The sequence below is a fragment of the Geodermatophilus saharensis genome, from assembly GCF_900188205.1.
Lineage (GTDB): Bacteria > Actinomycetota > Actinomycetes > Mycobacteriales > Geodermatophilaceae > Geodermatophilus > Geodermatophilus saharensis.
Genome location: NZ_FZOH01000002.1, coordinates 554,508 through 574,272, shown reverse-complemented (window position 1 = coordinate 574,272; position 19,765 = coordinate 554,508). Strand labels below are relative to the sequence as shown.

Sequence of the window (19,765 nt, the reverse complement as noted above, 5' to 3'; positions counted from 1 at the left end):
ACGCGGACCCGTCCCAGGACCCAGTCTGGGCCGGTGACCGCTCCCGGACCGGCCGCTCCCGTGCGCGGGCAGCGCGCCGGGGTCTCCCGCACGCGGGCGCCAGCCGTCCGGCCGCGACGGCCCTCCTGGCCCGGGGGGACGGCGCGGCGGCGTCCCTCGGGTCGTGACCGGCTGCTGTCCCGGCGTGTGCCCCCCGCGGTCTGGGGGTGGACGGCGGTGGTGGCCGCCGCCGTCGTGCTGCTCGTGCTCGCCGACCGGCCCGGCGGGCTGCTCGGGGTCGACCGGGCCGTCGCCGAGCTGGCCGGCCCGGCGGAGCGGCACCCCCGGGCGGCCGAGCTCGCGCGGATCGGCGCGGTGCTCGGCTACCGCTGCCTGTGGGTGCCCACGGCCCTGGTGCTGGTGTGGACGGCGCGGTGGCGGCACCTGCTCGTGTACCTGGGCACGATCTCGGTCGTCGCCGGGATCGCCCAGCTGGCCGCCGGGGAGGGCGTGTTCGTGCGCGCCGTCCGCGCCGAGGTCACCGGGACGCCGGCCGCCGTCGAGCTCTCCGCCTGGCCCGTCGTGGTCCTGGCCACGGTGTCCGTGGCGACCCTGCACGTGCTGACGCCCTCGGGCCGGGCCCGGTGGTGGGGCTGGGTCGCCGTGGCGGCCCTGCTGACCACCGCCGTGGTGCCCCGCGTCTCCCTCGGTCTCGACGGCGCCTCGGTCGCGCTCGCCGCCGTCGCGCTCGGGGTCGGGACCGCGGCCCTGGTGTGCACGGTGCTCGCGCCCGAGGACGCCTTCCCCGTCGCCTGGCACCGGCGCGTGGCCGCCCACCTGGCGCTCGACGCGGCCCGCACCGCCCGGGTGCGCGCGGCGGTGCTCGAGCAGCTCGGCGTCGACGTCCTCGCCGTCGAGCCCTACCGGCTCGACGGCTCGGCCGGCTCCACGCCGTGCCGGCTGGTCCTGGCCTCCGGCCCGCCGGGCGCCCTGTTCGCCAAGCTCTACTCGACCACCCACCTGCGGTCGGACCGCTGGTACAAGCTGCTGCGGGTGCTCCGCTTCGGCCGGCTGGAGGACGAGGCGCCGTTCGCCTCCGTGCGCCGGCTGGTCGAGCACGAGGACTACATGCTGCGGCTGCTGCGCGACGGCGGCGTCCGGGTGCCCGAGCCGATGGGCGTCGTCGAGGTGGTGCCCGGCCGGGAGTACCTGCTGGTCACCGAGCTCGTGCCCCGCACGGTCGAGATCCGGCGGTCGGCGCCGGCCGACGCCGTCGTCGACGACCTCCTGCGCCAGGTCCGGCTGCTGTGGTCGGCCGGTGCCGCGCACCGCGACCTCAAGCCCTCCAACGTGCTCGTCCAGGACGGCGAGCGCGTGGTCCTCGTCGACGTCTCGTTCGGGGAGCTGCGGCCCAGCCGGTGGCGGCAGGCGGCCGACCTGGGGAACGCGCTGCTGACCTGTGCGCTCGTCGCGGGGCCCGACCGGGTGCTCGACCGGGCGCGGCGGCAGTTCACCGACGCGGAGCTGGCCGAGGCGGTGGCCACGACCTCCTCGCTCACGCTCCCCACCCAGCTGCGCAGGATGCTGGCCGAGGACGGCCGGGACCTGGTCGGACGGCTGCGCGAACAGCTCCCGCCGCACCCGCGGATCCGGGTGCAGCGGTGGAGCGCCCGGCGCCTGCTGCTGGCCGTGGCCACCGGCGGCGGGGCGGTGCTCGCCGCGGTGCTCGTGGTGCTCAACCTGCGCGCCGGCGGCCTGCTGTGACCGCCGGCCCGGCGCCCGCGGCCCCGCCCGCCCGCGTGGCCGACGCCTCCCCGACGGCGGCGAGCGGCCTGACCTCGGCCCAGGTGGCCGAGCGGGTGGCGGCCGGTCGGGTCAACACCGTGACGACCCGGACCAGCCGGACCGTCGGGCAGATCGTGCGGGCCAACGTGCTCACGTTCTTCAACGGCCTGCTCGCCGCGCTGTGGGTGACCATGGTCCTCGCCGGGCGCTGGCAGAACGCGCTCTTCGGCGGGGTGGTCGTGGTCAACGCCGTCGTCGGGATCGTGCAGGAGCTGCGCGCCAAGCGGACCCTCGACCGGCTGGCGGTCCTGCAGGCACCGCGCGCCCGGCCGGTGCGCGACGGCGCCGAGCGCGAGGTGCCGGTCGCGGAGGTGGTCCTCGACGACCTGCTGGTGCTGCGCGCCGGCGACCAGGTCCCCGTCGACGGCGTGGTGCGCGCCTCCCGGGGACTCGCCGTCGACGAGTCGCTGCTCACCGGCGAGGCCGACGCCGTGGCCAAGGGGATCGGCGACCCGGTCCTGTCCGGCTCGATCGTGGTGGCCGGCAGCGGCCGGGTGCAGGCCACCGCCGTCGGCGACGACGGCTACGCCGCCCGGCTGGCCGCGCAGGCGAAGGTGTTCACCCGCACGCACTCGGAGCTGGTCGCCGGGACCACCCGGTTGCTGCGCTGGATCGCCCTGGGCCTGCTCGTGGTCGGCCCGGCGGTGCTGTGGAGCCAGTTCCGGTCCCCGGAGAACGACGGCTGGCGGGACGCGGTCACCGGCACCGTCGGGGCGCTGGTCGGGATGGTCCCGGAGGGGCTGGTCCTGCTCACCACGCTGGCGTTCCTCCTCGGCGCCGCGGGCCTGGCCCGGCGGCGGACGCTGGTGCAGGAGCTGCCCGCCGTCGAGGGGCTGGCCCGCGTCGACGTCGTCTGCCTCGACAAGACCGGCACGCTGACCCACGGCGACCTCGCCTTCGACCGGCTCGAGCGGCTGCGCGCGGACCCCGGCGCCGAGCGGGCCCTCGCGCTGCTCGCCGCCGCCGACGCGGGCAACGCCACCGCCCGCGCCCTGGCGGCGGCCTTCCCCGACCCGGGCCGCGAGCAGGCGGCCGGCGCCGTGCCCTTCGACTCGGCGCGCAAGTGGTCGGCCGTGCGCACGGCCGCCGGCACGACGTGGGTGCTCGGTGCGCCCGAGCTGGTGCTGCCCGCCCCCGCCGGGCCGGCCGACGCAGCGGCCCGCGACCGCGCCGACGCCCTGGCCGCGGAGGGTCGCCGGGTGCTGCTGCTGGCCTGCGCGGCCGCACCGTGGCCGGCGGACGCGGGCACCCCGCGGCTGCCCGCCGGGCTGGTCCCCGTGGCGCTCGTGCTGCTCGCCGAACGGGTCCGCGAGGACGCCGCCGAGGTGCTGCGCTACTTCACCGAGCAGGGGGTGGCGCTGAAGGTGCTCTCCGGGGACAACCCGCGGACCGTCGGCGCCGTCGCGGCCGCGGTGGGCCTGCCCGGGGTGTCGGGCGCGGCCGACGCCGTCGACGCCCGGACGCTGCCCGAGGACCCCGACGCGCTGGCCGGCGTGCTGGAGTCGGCGTCGGTCGTGGGCCGGGTGACCCCGCAGCAGAAGCGGGCGGTCGTGCGGGCGCTGCAGCGCCGCGGGCACGTGGTGGCGATGACCGGCGACGGCGTCAACGACGCCCTGGCGCTCAAGGACGCCGACGTCGGCGTCGCGATGGGCAACGGCTCCCCGGCGACCCGCGCGGTGGCCCAGCTGGTGCTGCTCGACGGCCGGTTCGCCGCGCTGCCGCACGCCGTGGCCGAGGGCCGGCGGGTCATCGCGAACATCGAGCGGGCGGCGAACCTGTTCCTGGTCAAGAACGTCTACAGCCTGGTGCTGTCGCTGGTCACCGTGGCCACGCTGGTGGCCTACCCGCTGGCGCCGGTGCAGCTGACCCTGGTCTCCGCGGTGACCATCGGCGTGCCCGGCTTCGTGCTGGCGCTCGCCCCGAACCGGCGCCGCTACCGGCCGGGCTTCCTGCGCCGGGTGCTGACCTTCTCCGTGCCCGTGGGCGTGGTCACCGGCGGGGTCTCCTACGCCGCGTACGCCCTGACCCGGGGACTGCAGCCCGCCGGCGGGGTGCCCGCGGCGCGGACGGCGGCGCTGCTCGCGGTGCTGGTCACCGCGCTGTGGACGGTGCTCGTGCTGGCCCGGCCGCTGACCGCGGGGCGGGTGGCCCTGGTGGCCGCGATGGCGGCGGTGGTCGTCGCCGTGCTCGCCGTCCCGGTGCTGCGGGAGGACGTCCTGCTGCTGGCCGTCTCGCCGCCGGTGGTGCTGGCCGGCACCGTGCCGGGCGTCGTCGGCGTGGTGCTGGTCGAGCTCGTCGCCCGGCTGCCGGGAGTGCGGCGGTCGCGACCGGCCGCCGCACGGGAGGCGCGGTGAGCGGCGAGCGGGTCCTCGTCGCGGTGGCCAGCCGGCACGGGGGCACGGTCGGGGTCGCCGAGGCGGTGGCCGACGGCCTGCGCCGCGGTCCCGGCGACGGCGCCGTCGTCGACGTCCGCCCCGTCACCGAGGTCGACGACGTGCGCGGCCACGACGCGGTCGTGATCGGCAGCGCCGTCTACCACGGGCACTGGCTGGAGACGGCGCGGGACACGGTGCTGCGCTGCGCGATCGACCTGTGGGACCGCCCGGTCTGGCTGTTCTCCAGCGGCCCGCTCGGCGAGCACGCCCGCCCGCCGGAGGAACTGCTCGACGTCGGGGAGGTCCTGGCGCTGACCCGGGCCCGCGAGCACCGCGTGTTCCCCGGCCTGCTGGACCGCGCCCGGTCGGGCCCCGTCGAGCGGGCCGTCGCGGGACTGCTGCTCCTGCCCGCGGGGGACACCCGCGACCCGGACGGCGCCCGGGAGTGGGGGAGGTCCATCGCGGCCGCACTGGTCACCGCGCGCCCGCAGCGCCGACCCACCCGCCGGTCGGTCGCCGGTCACGGCCGGTCCCCGGCGCGGCGGGGCGCCGGGACGCGGGTGGCCCCCGTCCCGGCGCCCCGCGGGACCGGGATCGCCACGGCCGCCTCGCGGCGCGGCACGGGGGCCGCCCAGGCCTGGCGCCGGGTCCGGACGACCGCGGTCCAGCACAGGACCGCCGGCGACGCGCCGACCGCCCCGAGCACCGTCGCCGTCAGCGCGCCGGCGGCCGGGCCCGCCGCACCGGGCAGGGGTGCGGTCCACGTCGTGGCGCTCGCCTCCGCGGCGACGAGTGCCAGGCAGCCGGAGACGGCGAACGCGGCCGGGCCGGCCCACCGCGCCCCGCGCAGGAGGCCGACGCCGGTGGCCGCGGCGGGCAGCAGCAGGGCGGGGTCCCGGCCGGCGACGGACGTGCCGGCGGCGAGCAGCAGCACGCCGATCAGGCGGCGGCTGGGCCGGTCGAAGACCGCGGTCGCCTGCGGCACCGCCCGCCACGAGCCGACCGCCACGGCGGCGCAGAGCACGAGCACCGCCACGGACACCGGCAGGTGGACCCCGTCGGCACCGGGCACGCCGGCGCGGCCGGGGACCCGCTCGGCGGCCAGGTACCCGGCGCCCAGCGAGGTGCCGAGGGCCAGCAGCGGCCCGGCCGGGGAGCAGCGGCGCACCATCGCCGCGGCGAGCAGGGTCAGCGGGGCGACGGCGACCAGGGCGACGACGTCCGCGCCCTCGAGCCGGCGGTCCGGGAGCGGCCCGAGGACGGCCACGGCGGCCACCGCGACCGCGAGGACGGCCGTCACCGGAGCCAGCCGGCGGGCGCTGGCGGCGCCCACCTGCCGGGAGCCGTCGCCCCCGTGCAGCGGGGCCCGGGTCACGGGACGCCGTGCCCGGAGCCGGTGTCGCGGGGGGACGGACCGGCAGCGGGGACGGGCGGGACCCGGGGAGGGGTGTCGTCCATGGGGAGACCGTGCCGCCGCGGACGGGGAGCGGGCAGGGCCGTAGGGCCCGTTCCCGGGACCTTCGGCCCCGGGCGCCGGGGCCGGTCGACCGCCTAGCCTCGGGGGCGATCGCCGGGCGACGGCGGCGGGTGCCGGCGACGGCGGACGGGGAGGTGACGGGTGACCGACGACGGGCAGCAGGCCCCGATCCGGGTGTTCCTGCTCGACGACCACGAGCTGGTGCGTCGCGGGGTGGCCGACGTGCTCGGGGGCGACCCGGGGATCACCGTCGTCGGGGAGGCGAAGAACGCCGCGGAGGCGATGGCCCGGGTGCCGGCCCTGCGCCCGGACGTGGCCGTGCTCGACGTCCGGCTGCCCGACGGCGACGGCGTGACGGTGTGCCGCGAGCTGCGCAGCCGGATGCCCGACCTGCGCGTCATCATGCTGACCAGCTACAGCGACGACGAGGCCCTGTTCGAGGCGATCATGGCCGGGGCCTCGGGCTACCTGCTCAAGCAGATCCTCGGCGCCGACCTCGTGGGCGCGGTGCGCACCGTCGCCGCCGGCGGCTCGCTGCTCGACCCCGCGGCCACCACCGCGGTGCTCGACCGGATGCGGCGCGCCGCGGAGCCTGCGGGACCGCTGGCGCGGCTCAGCGAGCAGGAGCGGACCGTGCTCCAGCTGATCGGCGAGGGCCTGACCAACCGGCAGATCGGCGAGCGCATGTTCCTGGCCGAGAAGACGGTGAAGAACTACGTGTCCCACCTGCTGGCCAAGCTGGGGCTCGAGCGGCGCACGCAGGCCGCGGTGCTGGCCACCGAGCTGCGCTCGGGCTCGACCCGCAGGGACTGAGCGGCTCCCTCAGGTCAGCGGCGCCCACCAGCGCAGCCGCGTCCCGCCGTCGGGCAGCGCCCCGACCTCGAGGTCGCCACCGCGACGGCGGGCCCGCTCGGCCAGGTTGCGCAGCCCGCTGCGCGCGGCGCGGGCGTCGATGCCCCGGCCGTCGTCGACCACCTCCAGCACCACCTCGTCGCCGACGTCGAGGGTGACGGTCACGTGCCGGGCGCCGGAGTGGCGGGCGGCGTTGCTCACCGCCTCCCGGGCCACGGCGACGACGTCGGTCGCGAGGTCCCCGGTGACGAGGGAGTCGACCGCGCCCGACGTGCGGACGGTGGACTCCAGGTCCCCGGCCGTGCCGGCGACCGTGTCGAGGACCCGCCGGCGCAGGCCGCCGTCGTCGGAGGAGTCGGTGGTGTGCAGGTCGAAGATGCTCGTGCGGATGTCGCGGACGGTCTCGTCGAGCTGGGCCACGACGTCGCGGATCCGGCGCTGCGCCTGCGGGTCGCCCACCCGGGGGAGCACCGACTGCAGGCCCAGGCCCGCGGCGAAGACCCGCTGGATGACGTGGTCGTGCAGGTCGCGGGCGATGCGGTCGCGGTCCTCGTAGACGTCCAGTTGACGGGCCAGCCGTTGCTGCGCGGCGAGGTCGAGCGCGACCGCCGTCTGGTCGGCGAAGGCCTCGACGAGCGCGGCCACCGACGGGTCGAACGATGCGGCGCCGGCCCGCCGGGCGGCGATGACCACCGCCGGCTCGGCCTGGGTCGACCGCAGGGGGACGGCCAGGCACGGGCCCCAGTCGACGTGCGCGTTGGGGCCCTCGTAGGCCAGGCCGCTCATGTCGAGCGTGACGAACCCCTCGGACCGGGACGCGGCGTCCAGGACGGGGCTGGTCGCCGTGTCCAGCCGGCGGCCGGTGAGGTCCTCCAGCCCGTCGCCGACCTGCACCTGCACCTCGTAGCAGGACCCGGCGTCCGGGCCGACCACGATCCACGCGGCGTCGGCGGCGGTCAGCGCGGCGACCCGCTCGGCGATCAGCTGCAGCGCCCGCTCGCCGGCGTCGGGTTCGAGCAGGGCGGCCCGCACGTCGGAGAGGGCGGTGGCCCACCGGCGCCGCTCCTCGGCCTCCTCGTAGAGCCGGGCGTTGTCCACGGCCACGCCCGCGGCCCCGGCCAGCGCGGTCAGCACGGCCTCGTCCTCGGCGGTGAACTCCCCGTGCCGCTTCTCGGTCATGTAGAGGTTGCCGAAGACCGTGCCCCGCACCAGGACCGGGACGCCCAGGAAGCTGCGCATCTGCGGGTGGCCGGGCGGGAAGCCCACCGACGACGGGTGCGTGCCCAGGTCGCTGATCCGCAGCGGGTACGGCTCGGTGATCAGCTGCCCCAGCACCCCCTTGCCCTCCGGCAGCGACCCCATGGCGGCGGCCGTCTCGGGGTCGATGCCGACGTGGATGAACGCCGCGAGGCCACCCTGCGGGGCCAGCACGCCGAGCGCGCCGTAGCGGGCGTCGACCAGGTCGCAGGCGCTCTCGACGATCCGCCGCAGCGTCGTCTCCAGGTCCAGCCCTGAGGAGACGGCGAGGAAGGCGTCCAGGAGCTGCTGGACGCGGGCCTGGTTGCGGGCGACGGCGGCCAGCCGGTCCTGCACCTCGCCGATGAGCTCGGTCAGGCGCATCCCCGCGAGCGAGGACTCGGCGGCCGGGTCGGAGCCGCGGGTGGTCTCGGTGGAGCTCATCGGGGTCCCTGCTGGCCGGCGGTGATCGTCCGCCCAGCGTGGCACCCCCGGGTCCGCCGGTACAGGCCCCGGAGTGCCGGGACGGTCACGCGGCGGACGGGTCACGCCGGGCGCTGCTCGGCCGGCGCGGCGACCGGCAGGACCCGCCAGCCGCGCAGGATCGTGGCCTGCAGCACCACGTACCCGTGGCCGTCGCCCGGCACCGGGTCGCGGGGCCACCCGGCCGCGTCCCACGCCTCGACGGAGGCCGGGTCGGTGACGGTCCGGGCGGGCCCCACGACCGAGACCGCCCAGCCGTGGTCGCCGTCGAACTGGTCCACGCACAGCACCACCACGCCGCCGCGGTGGGGGAGCAGGTGGTCGTCGCCGGGGTGCGCCGGGACGGCCAGCCGGTCCCCGTCGACGACGTAGCGGACCGGCACCACGGCCGGCAGGGCGTCGCGCGTGAAGGCCAGGTGACCGACGCGGGCCCCGGCGACCAGCCGTCGGCACTCCTCGTCGCTCAGGTCCCGCCGGTGGCTGGTCACGCCCGTCCCCCCTCCGCGCCGCTGGGTCGGGCGCCCCGAACGCCCACGGTCCCAGCACCGGCCGTGGTGCGGTCAGGGACCTCCGTCCCGGATGGGCGGGCCGGGTGGCCCGTCGTCGGGCCCGAGCGCGGGGACCTCGGACCCGTCCCGCCGGCGCGCCGTGCGTGGCAAGGTCGGGGCCAGACGACGGCAGGAGGAGGCACGCGGTGGAGTCGACGGCGGGGTCGGGGCAGCGGGGCGGCATCGTGGTGGGGGTGGACGGCTCCGCCTGCGCGCGCGAGGCGCTGGCCTGGGCCGGGCGGCTGGCCGGCCGAGCCGGTCTGCCGCTCACCGTGGTGCGGGCGTGGAGCATCCCGACCGCGCCGCGGCCGGACACCTGGGAGCCGGGCTACGTGCCGCCGATGGCCGACTACGAGCGCGCCGTCGAGCAGGCGCTGGCCGACGACGTCGCCGCGGCCGGGCTGCCCGACGACCTGCCGGTGACCTGCCGCGCGGTGCACGCCGCGCCGGCCGAGGCGGTGGTGGGGGCGTCGGCCGGCGCGGAGATGCTGGTGGTCGGGGTCCGCGGGTGGGGTGGCGCGATGGGCCGGCTCGGGTCGCTGGCGCAGGCCGTGCTGCGCGAGGCCCGCTGCCCGGTCACCGTGGTGCGGTCGGGCACCACCCCGCGCATCGGGGACACCGGGCAGCCACTGGTCTGATCTCGCCGGTGGGTACCGCGCGGCTCAGGCCGGGGTCATCGGCTCGCGCCGCGCCGCGGGCTCCTCGGCGGCCAGGACGCCTGCGATCTCGCGGGCCCACGCCCGCACGGCCTCCCAGTCCCGGAAGTCGCCGACCGGCGCGCGCATCGCGGTGACCATCGCCCGCTCCTCGAACCGCAGCCGGGCCGGGTCGAGCCGGCCGGGGAGGACCCGGGTCCCGTGCACGGGGAGGAGCGCGGTCAGCGTGCCGACGTCGTAGGGCTCGTCCGGCGGGAACGGTGGTGCGCCGATCGGCCCGCTGGAGAACAGCCACACCGGCTTGCGTCGCAGGTCCGCCACGTGCCGGACGGCGAGGTCGTGGGCCGGGGCGAGCCAGCGGCCGCCGTAGACGGCGCTGCCGAGCACCACCGCGTCCCAGGACGCCGGGTCGGGGCCGGCTCCCGCCGGCACCGCGGCGGCGCTCAGTGCCGCGTCGCGGCCGGCCGGGCAGCCGGCGATCTCCGCGGCGAGCACCGAGGCGATCTCCGCCGTCGAGCCGTGCCGGCTGGCGGCGGTCACCAACACCCGCCGGCCGGTCACCGCACGCCGCCCGGGGCGTCGGTCGTCGGCACCACCGCGACGGGACAGACCGGCCGGTGCACCACCGCGTGGGTGGTCGACCGCAGTCGCGCCGGCCCGTGGTGACGGCGCGCACCGACCACCAGCAGTTCCGCCGTCAGCCCGGCCGCGAGCAGGGCCCGGGCCGGCCGGTCGCGGACCACCGCCTCGCGGACGGGGACGTCGGGCTCCTTGTCCCGCCAGCCGGCCAGCGCCTCCGCCAGCACGCGCTGCTCGTCGGCGAGGACCCCGGCCCAGTCGACCAGCGGGCCGGTCGACAGCACCGCGGTCTCCAGGGCGGGGTCCTGCCAGGCGTGCACGGCGAGCAGGTCCGTCGCCCGCATCGAGGCCTCGGCGAACGCGAACGCCAGCACGGCGTCGTCGGCGGGCCCCCCGGCGACCGCCGCGACGACCGAGGTCCGTGGCCGGACCACCGCGGCCGTCGCGTCGGGGAGGAGCAGCACCGGGCACGGCGGTGCCGTGAGGACCGCGGCGGCGGTCGACCCCAGCAGCAGGTCCGAGACCCCGCCCACGCCCCGGCTGCCCAGGACGAGCAGCTCGGTCCCCCGCGCCTCGCCGGTCAGCGCGTCCGCGGGGTCGCCGGGGACGATCGACCAGCTGACGCGATCGGGTCCGAGGACGTCGGCGGCGTCCCCGGCCGCCGCCCGCAGGTCCGCCTCGGCGGCTGCGCGGAGCAGCCCGCCCACGTCGGGCCCGGTGACACCGGTCCCCTGCACCGCCGGTCCGGCAGCCGCCCAGGGCAGTACGTGGACCAGGTGCAGGGCGGTTCCGCGGCGCGCGGCCTCGTCGACGGCGACCGCGGCGGCCTCCCGCGCGGTGTCGGACCCGTCGATCCCGACGACGACCGTCCGCGCGGCCCGCGTCACGGCCTGACCCCCGCGGCCCGGTCGGACAGCGGACGGACCGGCTCGTCACCGGCGGTCCCCGCGTCCTGGGGAGGCAGCACGCGGACGTCCGCGACGCCCCCGACGGTCAGCGCGAGCGCGGTCAGCGCCCGGCGCTCGACCTCCTCGGAGCCCTGGGGCCCGCCGCGGAGCCGCCGGATGGTCGCCGCGCCGTCGCGCACGGCGACGTCCCAGACGTCGAGCTCACCGGTGTAGCCCTCCACCAGGCGCAGCAGCTCGCGCCGCACGTCGTCGTCGCTCCGCACCAGCAGCGACAGGAGGTCGCGGCGGCTGACGATGCCGACCAGGCGGCCGCCGTCGGTCACCGGGACGCTGCGCAGACCCTGGTCGACGAAGAGGCGGGCGACGTCGGCGACGTCGGCGGTGACGTCGACCGCGCGCACGTCCCGGGTCATCACCTCGTGCACCAGTGCCGGCGGGGGCTCGACGCCCGGGTCGCCGCCGCGACGCAGGTGCAGCCGGGGGTCCTCCGGGATCCGCGAGCGGAGCAGGTCGGCCTCGGCGACGATGCCCACGAGCCGGTCGTCCGCGTCGACGACCGGGAGGGCGGCGAACCCCCGCGCGGCCATCACCTCGGCGGCGTAGCGCACCGCGGTGTGCGGGCCCACGGTCACCACCTCGCGTGTCATGACGTCCCTCGTCTGCACGGCTCCTCCTCCGGTCGGTACCCCGGACGCTAGGGAGACCGGGGCACGCGTCCCCAGGGTCGGCAGGCGTGGCCGCGGGGGACGGAGGTCCCGCGAGGGGAGGCCCCTGGTCCCCGGTCCGCCGGGTCGGGCGGGGCGCATGGTCGGAGGAGATGCCCGGCACCGGGCGCCCCGACCCGACGTGAGGACTCCCGATGGACACCTCCCCGCAGCAGCAGGCCGGCGACGGCCCGCCCGTCGTCGTCGGCGTCGACGGCTCGCCCGCCGCCCGCGCCGCCCTCGCGGTGGCCCTGGGCGCCGCCGCGGACCGCGCGGCCCGGCTCGTGGTGCTCAGCAGCTACGCCGGTGACCTGTACTGGCTCGGTGGCGCGGGCGGTGTGGCCCCCGTCGTCGAGGACGTCGCCGCGGCCACCCGGCGGCTGGCCGAGGACCTGCTCGCGGCCGTCCGCGCGGAGGGAGCGGGGGCGGCCGGCGTCCCCGTCACCGTCGAGGTCGTGCCGGACCCGCCGGCCGTGGGGCTGGTCGCCCGCTCGGAGGAGGCCCAGCTGGTGGTCGTGGGCAGCCGCGGCCGCGGCGCGGTGCGCAGCGCCCTGCTCGGCTCGGTCGCCCTGCACACGGTCACCCACGCCCGCTGTCCGGTCCTGGTCGTGCACCCGCGCGCGGCCGCGCCGGCCGGCCCACCACGGGTGGTGGTCGGGTTCGACGGCTCACCCGCGTCCCGGGCGGCCCTGTCCGCCGCGGTGGAGGAGGCCGCCCGCACCGGCGCGCAGGTCGACGTCGTGGCCAGCTTCGTGCTCGCCGACACGTGGGTGGACCTGTCCAGCGTCGTGCCGCCGTCCCGCGACGAGGTCCGCGACGACCTGCGCGCGAAGGCGGAGGAGGCCGTGGACGCCGTCCTCGCCGACCGGCCCCCGGACGCCGCCGTGCCCCGGGTCGACGTCGAGGTCGTCGAGGGCGGCGCGTCCGACGTGCTCGTCGCCCGCGCCCGGGACGCCGCGCTGCTCGTGGTCGCCAGCCGCGGGCACGGGGCGGTGCGCGGCCTGCTCGTCGGGTCGGTGGCCCTGCACTGCGTCATGCACGCGGCCTGCCCGGTCCTGGTGGTCCCCGTGGCGCGCCGGGCCGAGCCCGCCCCGGCCGCCGCCTCCGCCGGCGTCGACACCGCACCCGCGCCGGCCTGAGCGGCGGCCCGTGCGCGCGTGGGTGGTGGGCACGCCGGCGCCGGCCGACGCGGAGCCGCTGCGCCGGGTCGAGCGGGCGCTGCCGGAGCCGGGCGCGGGGCAGGTCCGGGTGGCGATCACCTGCTGCGGGGTGTGCCGCACCGACCTGCACCTCGCCGAGGGGGACCTCCCGCCGCGGCGGCCGGGCGTCGTCCCCGGGCACGAGGTGGTCGGCCGGGTCGACGCCGTCGGCCCGGGAACGACCCGCTTCGCCATCGGCGAGCGGGTCGGCGTGCCGTGGCTGGGCCGCACCGACGGCACCTGCCGGTTCTGCCGCCGCGGGGACGAGAACCTCTGCACCGACCCGCGGTTCACCGGCTGGGACCTCGACGGCGGTTACGCCGACGCCTGCCTCGTCGACGAGCGCTTCGCCCACCGGCTGCCCGAGGGTCTCGACGACGAGCAGGCCGCGCCGCTGCTGTGCGCCGGGATCATCGGCTACCGGGCGCTGCGCTGCGCCGAGGTGCCGCCGGGCGGCCGGCTGGGCGTCTACGGCTTCGGCGGCAGCGCGCACCTCACCGCGCAGCTCGCCCTGGCGCAGGGGCTGCGGGTGCACGTGCTCACCCGCGGCGCCGCCAACCGCCGCCTGGCGCAGGAGCTCGGCGCGGACTCGGTCGGCGGGGCCGGCGACGCCCCGCCCGAGCCGCTCGACGGCGCGGTCCTGTTCGCCCCGGCCGGGGAGCTCGTGCCCGGCGCCCTGCGGGCGCTGGACCGGGGCGGCACCCTCGCCGTCGCCGGCATCTGGCTGTCGGACGTACCGCGGCTGTCCTACGCCGACGAGCTGTTCCAGGAGCGGCGGCTGCGCAGCGTCACGGCCAACACCCGCCGCGACGCCGAGGAGTTCCTCGCCCTCGCCGGGCGGCTGGGCGTGCGGGCGACGACCACCGCCTACCCCCTCGACGACGCCCCGCGGGCCCTGGCCGACCTCGCCCACGGCCGCTTCGCCGGTGCCGCCGTCCTGCACGCCCGAGCAGGCCCAAGGTCCCGGCCGCCGGGACCCTCGCCCCCTGCCGCGGGAACGCCCGGGCAGAGAGCGTGGGACCGGACAGCCGCACTCCCCAGGAGGACCCCGACATGACCGTGTCCGACGCCCCCACGCCCGGCGAGCACCCGCGCCGGGAGATGTCCGAGGACGAGAAGCTCATCGCGCAGTGGGAGGCCCGCCACGACGTCGCCGCCCGCGGTCACCGGCTCGACCCGCAGGCCGTCCAGGACTACCTCAGCCACGCCCGCGCCACCGAGCACGGGCGCTCCGCCGGGTCCGGGCACGGCGCCACCCGGGCGGCGGGCGGGTCGGCGGGGCCGGTTCCGCCGGCCGAGCCGGCGCCGGCGCCGCGGAGCTGGTGGCGGAGGCTGCTCGGCCGGTCCTGACCGCCGGCGGAGGGGCCGGGACGCACCGCGTCCCGGCCCCTCCGCCGTGCCGGCTCAGCGCAGCCGGAACCGGGCCGCCCACACCGGCTCGACCTCGGCCCACTCCCGCGCCCAGCGGCGGGACCGCGCGCGGTCGAGCAGCGCACGGACGGCGGCGTGCAGCGTGACGGCGGACGCGGCGAGCAGCAGGGCGGTCACCGTGCCCGCGACGGCGGCCGTCACCCGCACCCCGGTCTCCGAGAGCGGGGCGCCGGTTCGGCGGCCGTCGGCGTCGAGCCAGATCCGCACCGTGTCCCCGGCGCGGGTCCCCGCCGGCACGCGCACCTCGTCCTCGCCCGAGCTGCCGTCGGGGGCGGTCCACGACGCGAGGGCGACCGCCTCCGTCCCGGTCAGCGCCCGCCCGTCCTCCAGCAGCACCGCCGGGACCTCGGAACGCAGCTCCCGCTGGCTGCGCGCCTCGGCCGAGGCGTCGGTGCCCACCGCCGTCCCCACGGCCAGCCCCACCGGCACCGCGAGCACGGCCAGCAGGGTGCACAGCACGAGGCAGAGCAGCTCCACCCGGTCGTCGGGGCGGGCGGCCGGCCCCGTGCCGCGCCGCAGCCGGGCCCGCACCGCGCCGCGGCGACCGGTCACACCCACGTCGTCCCCCCGCGGCCGTCGGGGACGGGCCGGGCGGCGGCGACGGTCCGGTCGCGGGCCGGGCGCCCGGCGGGGGCGGGGCTGTTCTCGACCACCGTCCCGCGGGGACGGCGCGGCGTGGGTGAGGTGGCCGGGGCGTGGCCGATGCGCAGCACCGACTGCGGGTGGGCGTCCCAGGTGAGCGCCGAGCGCAGCTGGGTGCGGGTGACCGGGACCTCGATGGCCTGGGTGAGGGGGCCGGCGACCCAGCCGCGGGTGGTGAGTTCCAGCAGCACCCGCTCGAGGGCCTCTCCGCAGCGCAGCCAGGCCAGTGGGTCGTCGGTGTGGGTGGCCAGCAGCACCAGGGTCTGGGTGGTGTCCGAGGTGGTGTCGGCCGGGAGCTGTCCGGCGCCGGCGGTGTCGAAGTCGCGCACGGGCAGCTGGTCGTGGTGGCGGCCGTCGACGTGCGGAACGGCGCTGGTCGGCACGCCGTCGCCGGTGCCCGGTTCGCGGTTGGTCCAGCGGCGCAGCTCGGCGCGGTAGGCGGGGTCGGCGTTCTGGATGCGGTCGGCCTGCTGGGTGAGGCGGGCGAGCAGGTGGACGTGGTCGTCGCGGATGACCGGCACCAGGACGGTGTCCTCGGCGGCGGCCGCGGCGACCAGGACGCGCAGCACCTCGTCGGGGACCCGGCCGGGGCCGTAGCGGCGGCGGTTGGTGCGGCGCCGGCGGACGGCGGGGGCGAGGGTGGCCAGCGCGGCGTCCGGGAGGCCGTCGACGGGGCGCAGGACGGCCACCAGCTCGGGGTCGGCGGGGTCGGGCAGCCGGTCGACGCGCACGGCGGATCCGGCCGCGGCCAGCGCGACGCGGGCGTTGAGCAGTGCCGCGCCGAGGCTCTGGGTCAGGGCGCGGCCGGCGGGGTCGAGGACGGTCAGCCGCCGGGTGCGGTCGGCGGACAGCTCCAGCCGGTCGGGGTGCAGCCGGATCCGCCAGGGCTGGGTGTTGTGCACCGAGGGCGCCAGCACCGCCGCGTCGGCGGCCGCCTCCAGCGGGGAGGCCGGCGGGATCCGGGTGGGGAGGCCCTCCGAGGAGGTGGTGCGGCGGGTCACGGTGCGACTCCTCCCGGACGGTGTCTCGCCCCAGCGTCGGGCGCGCGGAGGGCTCCGCACCGGGGCCCGCGGTCACCGGGGGCAGCGACCAACGTCCCCCGTGCCGGCCCCTTTGGTCCGTGTCCCCGGCCCGCCGGGGTCGCGAGGCTCGGGTCGGCCGCCTGCACCGGGGAGACGCTCCGGGCCGTCGCGGCGGCCGAGGAGGTGTGCCGTGAGCGAGCACGTGTCTCCGACGGCCCCACCCGGGAGCCGTCCGCCGTACCCGGTCCGCGTCGACGGGCTGCTGGACGCGCGGCTGTCGCGCGGGCTCTGGCTGGTCAAGTGGCTGCTGCTGGTGCCGCACTACGTGGTGCTGACGTTCCTGTGGGTGGCGGTCTGCGTCGTCACCGTCGCCGCGTTCTTCGCGATCCTGGTCACCGGGCGCTACCCGCGCCCGCTGTTCGACTTCACCGTGGGCGTGCTGCGCTGGACGTGGCGCGTGCAGCACTACGGCTACATGGCGCTGGGCACCGACCGGTACCCGCCGTTCACCCTCGCCGACGTGCCCGGCTCCCCGGCGCACCTCGACGTGCCCTACCCGGAGCGGCTCTCCCGCGGGCTGGTGCTGGTCAAGTGGTGGCTGCTGGCGCTGCCGCACTACCTCGTGCTGGCCGTGTTCGTGGGCGGCGGCGTGTGGCTGGGCACCGGGTCCTGGGACGGGGACGGCGTCTGGGACGACAGCTGGGGCTTCGGCGGCCTGGTGGCCCTGCTGGTGTTCGTCGCCGGCGTCGTCCTGCTCGTCCGCGGGCGCTACCCCGTGCCGATCTACGACTTCGTCCTCGGCATGGACCGCTGGGCGTGGCGGGTGACCGCCTACGCGCTGCTGCTGACCGACGCCTACCCGCCGTTCCGGCTGGACCTGGGCGGCACGGACCCCGGGTCGGTGCCCGTGGCGCCCCCGCCCGTCGGTCCGTCCCCGGCCGGCGCCCCGGCGACGCCGGTCGCCTCGCCGCCGGCGTCCGCCGCACCGCTCGCCGCCGCGCCGCCGAGCCGGTGGACCGCGGGACGGGTCACCGCGGTGGTGGTCGGCTCGGTGCTGGTGTTCGCCGCGACCGGCCCGCTGGTCGCCGGCGGCACGCTCCTGTGGGCCGACCGGGCCGAGCGCGACGCCGACGGCGTGCTGCTCGCGCCCGCGGCGTCGGTGGACACCGACCGCAACGCCGTGACGACCGACGGCATGGTGTTCGAGGGCGACGGCCTGGAGTGGGTGGTCGACGAGCTGCTCGGGACGGCGCGCGTGGAGGTCACCCCCGCCGACCCGGGCGACGAGCTGTTCGTCGGGGTGGCCCCGACCGCCGACGTCGAGCGGTACCTGCGCGGCGTGGGGCACGCGACCGTGGAGGACCTGGACACCGGGTGGGGGATCTGGGACGACGACCGGACGTGGGTGACCGACGACGTGGCCGGCGGCGCGCCCGCCGTCCCGCCGACGGAGGCCGGCATCTGGACCGTCGAGGCCAGCGGCACCGGCACCCAGGTGATCGACTGGCGTCCCGACCAGGGCAACTGGACGGTGGTGGTCATGCGGGCCGACGGCGGCGCCGGGGTGGCGGCCGACGTCCGGGCCGGGGCCACGCTGCCCGGGCTCACCTGGTTCTCCGTCGGGCTGCTCGGGGTCGGCGCGGTGCTGCTGCTGGTCGGCGGGCTGCTGATCGGGCTGGCGGTGCACGGGGCGCGGCCGCTGCCGCCGTCCGGCCCGGTCCCCGCGACCGGCCGGCCGGTGGTGCCGAGCCCGCGGGGCACCGAGCCGGACCTGCCGGTGACGGGGCGGTCGGGGACCTGACCGCGCACGACGACGCCCCCGCCGCGACCGCGGCGGGGGCGTCGTCGCGCGTGGCCACCGGCCGGGGGTCGCGGAGGGCGGTCGCGCACCGCCGGCGTGGCAGGGTGCCGGTGTGCTGCCGGCGACGATCGCGACGACGGACTACCACACGGGCGGCGAGCCCTTCCGGATCGTGGTCGACCCGCCCGTGCCCATCCCGGGGACGACGGTGGCCGACCGGCGGGCGCGGGCGATCGGGGACCCCGACGTGCAGGCGCTGCGGGCGGTGCTGTGCTCCGAGCCGCGCGGGCACGCCGACATGTACGGCGGGTTCCTCGTCCCGCCCGACGACGACGGCGCCGACCTCGGCGTGCTGTTCTGGCACAAGGACGGGTTCTCCACCGCCTGCGGCCACGGCACGATCGCGCTCGGCGTGTGGGCGGTCGAGTCCGGCCGGGTGGCGGCACCGGGAACCGGCAGCGTCGACGTCGTGGTGGACGTGCCGTCGGGCCGGGTGACCGCCCGGGTGCACCGCGAGGACGGGCGGGTGGTCGCTGTCGACTTCGTCAACGTGCCCAGCTGGGTGGTCGCCACCGGCGTGCCGGTGACCACCACCCGCGGCGAGGTGACCGTGACGGTGGCCTACGGCGGCGCCACCTACGCGACGCTGCCGGCCGCGCAGCTGCGCCTGTCGGTCACCCCGGAGCACCTCGGTGACCTCATCGCCCTCGGCCGGGAGGTGAAGTGGGCACTGGACGGCTCCGAGCACGCCCGCCACCCCGACGACCCGCGGCAGGACGGCGTCTACGGCACCATCTGGTTCGACGAGCTCGGCGACGCCGACGGCGAGGTGCGGCAGCGCAACGTGGCGGTCTTCGCCGACGGGGAGGTCGACCGCTCCCCGTGCGGCTCGGGCACCTCCGCCCGGCTGGCGGTGCTCGACGCGGAGGGCCGGCTGCGGGCGGGCACCGTGCTCCGGCACGGGTCGATCGTCGGCAGCACGTTCACCGGCGCGGTGCTCGACCGCCTCGACGTCGGCGGGCGCGCCGCCGTCGTCCCCCGGGTCACCGGCACCGCCCACCGCACCGGCGAGCACCTGTTCTCGATCGACCCGCACGACCCGCTGGTCCCCGGGTTCGTGCTGCGGTGAGGGTCCTCGACGCCGACGACGTGGCGGCGCTCGGCCCCGCCGCCGCGGTGCGGGCGGTCACCGACGCGCTGCGCGGCGGGCTCGACCCCGCCGCCGACCCGCCGCGCGTGCCGGTCCCCCTGACCCGCGGCCAGTTCCTGCTCATGCCGTCGGGGGCGGCCGCCGCGGCCGGCGTGAAGGTCGTGACCGTCGCCCCGGGCAACCCCGCCCGCGGGCTGCCCCGCGTCCAGGCCGCCTACCTGCTCTTCGACGCCGACACCCTCGCGCTGCGCGCGGTGCTCGACGGCACCGCGCTGACGACGCTGCGCACCCCGGCGGTGTCGGTGGCCGCCGTCCTGCCGCGGCTGCCCGACCGCCCCCTGCGCGTCGCGGTGGCCGGCGCCGGACCGCAGGCCACCGGCCACGTCGCCACGCTGGCCGCCGTCCGCCCGCTGGGGGAGACCACCCACCTCGTCCGCGACCCGTCCCGCACCCCGCTCGACGCCGTGGCGCTCGGGTCACCGCGGGCCGCGGCGGTCCTCCGCACGGCCGACGTCGTCGTCTGCGCGACCTCGGCGCGGGAGCCGCTGTTCGACCCCGCCCTGCTCCGCGACGACGCCGTCGTGGTCGCCGTCGGCTCCCACGAGCCCGACGCCCGCGAGCTCGACGCCGTGCTGCTCGGCCGCGCCACCGTGGTCGTGGAGGACGTCGCGACCGCGCTGCGCGAGGCCGGCGACGTCGTCCTGGCCGTCGCGGAGGGGGCCCTGGACCCGGCCGCGCTGGTGCCGCTGCGCGACGTCGTGACCGGTGCGGCGGCCGTGCCCGCCGACCGGCCGCTCGTCGTGAAGACCGTCGGCATGTCCTGGCAGGACCTCGTGGTGGCCACGGCGGTCGCCGAGCGACACGGCGTCTGAGCTCGG

18 protein-coding genes and 1 pseudogene are annotated in these 19,765 nt (G+C 78.6%); 11 read left to right on the top strand and 8 right to left on the bottom strand.

Annotated features, from left to right (window positions below; genetic code table 11):
• The first annotated feature begins 186 nt into the window (after positions 1–186).
• The 3 genes and pseudogenes from CHC04_RS07030 to CHC04_RS25505 form a co-directional block, all read left to right on the top strand.
• A complete protein-coding gene (locus CHC04_RS07030; RefSeq protein WP_141233707.1) occupies positions 187–1,743 on the top strand; it encodes an RIO1 family regulatory kinase/ATPase domain-containing protein in 1,557 nt (518 codons plus the stop codon).
• Positions 1,740–4,178 carry an HAD-IC family P-type ATPase gene (locus CHC04_RS07025; protein ID WP_217897211.1) on the top strand — a complete coding sequence of 813 codons (2,439 nt, stop codon included), beginning with the start codon at positions 1,740–1,742 and terminating at the stop codon, positions 4,176–4,178. Before CHC04_RS07030 ends, CHC04_RS07025 begins: the two co-directional genes overlap by 4 nt.
• Positions 4,175–4,576: pseudogene (locus tag CHC04_RS25505) on the top strand (flavodoxin domain-containing protein); the annotation flags it as partial. The gene CHC04_RS07025 and the pseudogene CHC04_RS25505, both read left to right, overlap by 4 nt.
• A gap of 143 nt (positions 4,577–4,719) precedes the next feature.
• Here CHC04_RS25505 and CHC04_RS24810 read toward each other — a convergent pair.
• Positions 4,720–5,574: a hypothetical protein gene (locus CHC04_RS24810; RefSeq protein WP_176449823.1), complete on the bottom strand. Its 855-nt coding sequence runs from the start codon at positions 5,572–5,574 to the stop codon at positions 4,720–4,722.
• Positions 5,575–5,817: 243 nt separating this feature from the next.
• Here CHC04_RS24810 and CHC04_RS07015 point away from each other — a divergent pair, with 243 nt between their 5' ends.
• Complete coding sequence (locus CHC04_RS07015) at positions 5,818–6,489, top strand: response regulator (RefSeq protein WP_089403131.1); 672 nt, start codon at positions 5,818–5,820, stop codon at positions 6,487–6,489.
• Between the two features lie 9 nt (positions 6,490–6,498).
• On the opposite strand, the gene CHC04_RS07010 is transcribed toward CHC04_RS07015, so the two are convergent.
• Positions 6,499–8,208, bottom strand: a complete 1,710-nt coding sequence (locus CHC04_RS07010) for a GAF domain-containing sensor histidine kinase (RefSeq protein WP_089403130.1) — start codon at positions 8,206–8,208, stop codon at positions 6,499–6,501.
• A 101-nt stretch (positions 8,209–8,309) separates the two neighbouring features.
• Positions 8,310–8,735: a pyridoxamine 5'-phosphate oxidase family protein gene (locus CHC04_RS07005; protein ID WP_089403129.1), complete on the bottom strand. Its 426-nt coding sequence runs from the start codon at positions 8,733–8,735 to the stop codon at positions 8,310–8,312.
• Positions 8,736–8,941: 206 nt separating this feature from the next.
• Here CHC04_RS07005 and CHC04_RS07000 point away from each other — a divergent pair, with 206 nt between their 5' ends.
• Positions 8,942–9,433 (top strand): universal stress protein, encoded by a 492-nt coding sequence (locus CHC04_RS07000; RefSeq protein WP_089403128.1) that lies wholly within the window; start codon positions 8,942–8,944, stop codon positions 9,431–9,433.
• Between the two features lie 24 nt (positions 9,434–9,457).
• Here the strand turns inward: CHC04_RS07000 and CHC04_RS06995 are convergent, their stop codons facing one another.
• Genes CHC04_RS06995 through CHC04_RS06985 form a run of 3 tightly spaced genes read right to left on the bottom strand, consistent with a single transcriptional unit; the run spans position 9,458 to position 11,585 of the window.
• Complete coding sequence (locus CHC04_RS06995) at positions 9,458–9,991, bottom strand: flavodoxin domain-containing protein (protein WP_217897210.1); 534 nt, start codon at positions 9,989–9,991, stop codon at positions 9,458–9,460.
• Positions 9,992–10,008: 17 nt separating this feature from the next.
• The gene (locus CHC04_RS06990) at positions 10,009–10,917 is read right to left on the bottom strand and encodes a universal stress protein (RefSeq protein ID WP_089403126.1); all 909 of its coding nucleotides are present in this window, start codon (positions 10,915–10,917) and stop codon (positions 10,009–10,011) included.
• Positions 10,914–11,585 carry a CBS domain-containing protein gene (locus CHC04_RS06985; protein WP_217897209.1) on the bottom strand — a complete coding sequence of 224 codons (672 nt, stop codon included), beginning with the start codon at positions 11,583–11,585 and terminating at the stop codon, positions 10,914–10,916. Before CHC04_RS06985 ends, CHC04_RS06990 begins: the two co-directional genes overlap by 4 nt.
• 212 nt (positions 11,586–11,797) lie before the next feature.
• Here CHC04_RS06985 and CHC04_RS06980 point away from each other — a divergent pair, with 212 nt between their 5' ends.
• From CHC04_RS06980 to CHC04_RS06970, 3 genes are read left to right on the top strand one after another with little or no spacing between them, the layout of a single operon-like run.
• Positions 11,798–12,781: a universal stress protein gene (locus CHC04_RS06980; RefSeq protein ID WP_089403124.1), complete on the top strand. Its 984-nt coding sequence runs from the start codon at positions 11,798–11,800 to the stop codon at positions 12,779–12,781.
• Positions 12,782–12,791: 10 nt separating this feature from the next.
• Positions 12,792–13,898, top strand: a complete 1,107-nt coding sequence (locus tag CHC04_RS06975; RefSeq protein ID WP_089403123.1) for a zinc-dependent alcohol dehydrogenase family protein — start codon at positions 12,792–12,794, stop codon at positions 13,896–13,898.
• On the top strand, positions 13,895–14,191 hold the full coding sequence (locus tag CHC04_RS06970) for a hypothetical protein (RefSeq protein WP_089403122.1): 297 nt from the start codon (positions 13,895–13,897) through the stop codon (positions 14,189–14,191). Before CHC04_RS06975 ends, CHC04_RS06970 begins: the two co-directional genes overlap by 4 nt.
• Before the next feature lie 54 nt (positions 14,192–14,245).
• Here CHC04_RS06970 and CHC04_RS06965 read toward each other — a convergent pair whose 3' ends face one another.
• Together CHC04_RS06965 and CHC04_RS06960 are read right to left on the bottom strand one after the other, a co-directional pair.
• Positions 14,246–14,824 (bottom strand): Rv1733c family protein, encoded by a 579-nt coding sequence (locus CHC04_RS06965; RefSeq protein ID WP_089403121.1) that lies wholly within the window; start codon positions 14,822–14,824, stop codon positions 14,246–14,248.
• Positions 14,821–15,915, bottom strand: a complete 1,095-nt coding sequence (locus CHC04_RS06960) for an Acg family FMN-binding oxidoreductase (protein ID WP_089403120.1) — start codon at positions 15,913–15,915, stop codon at positions 14,821–14,823. The genes CHC04_RS06965 and CHC04_RS06960 overlap by 4 nt, the downstream gene beginning before the upstream one ends.
• A 211-nt stretch (positions 15,916–16,126) precedes the next feature.
• Here CHC04_RS06960 and CHC04_RS06955 point away from each other — a divergent pair, with 211 nt between their 5' ends.
• The 3 genes from CHC04_RS06955 (at position 16,127) to CHC04_RS06945 (ending at position 19,759) form a co-directional block, all read left to right on the top strand.
• A complete protein-coding gene (locus CHC04_RS06955; protein WP_176449849.1) occupies positions 16,127–17,737 on the top strand; it encodes a DUF4389 domain-containing protein in 1,611 nt (536 codons plus the stop codon).
• 112 nt (positions 17,738–17,849) lie between these two features.
• Positions 17,850–18,866: a proline racemase family protein gene (locus CHC04_RS06950; RefSeq protein WP_089403119.1), complete on the top strand. Its 1,017-nt coding sequence runs from the start codon at positions 17,850–17,852 to the stop codon at positions 18,864–18,866.
• On the top strand, positions 18,863–19,759 hold the full coding sequence (locus CHC04_RS06945; protein ID WP_089403118.1) for an ornithine cyclodeaminase family protein: 897 nt from the start codon (positions 18,863–18,865) through the stop codon (positions 19,757–19,759). The genes CHC04_RS06950 and CHC04_RS06945 overlap by 4 nt, the downstream gene beginning before the upstream one ends.
• The last annotated feature ends 6 nt before the right edge of the window (positions 19,760–19,765 follow it).

What these genes read in the sequence shown, in the direction of transcription:
- CHC04_RS06970 (WP_089403122.1), top strand. Translation starts at nt 13,895, where the DNA reads ATGACCGTGTCCGACGCCCCCACGCCCGGCGAGCACCCGCGCCGGGAG.
- CHC04_RS07010 (WP_089403130.1), bottom strand. Translation starts at nt 8,208, where the DNA reads ATGAGCTCCACCGAGACCACCCGCGGCTCCGACCCGGCCGCCGAGTCC.
- CHC04_RS06980 (WP_089403124.1), top strand. Translation starts at nt 11,798, where the DNA reads ATGGACACCTCCCCGCAGCAGCAGGCCGGCGACGGCCCGCCCGTCGTC.
- CHC04_RS06985 (WP_217897209.1), bottom strand. Translation starts at nt 11,585, where the DNA reads ATGACACGCGAGGTGGTGACCGTGGGCCCGCACACCGCGGTGCGCTAC.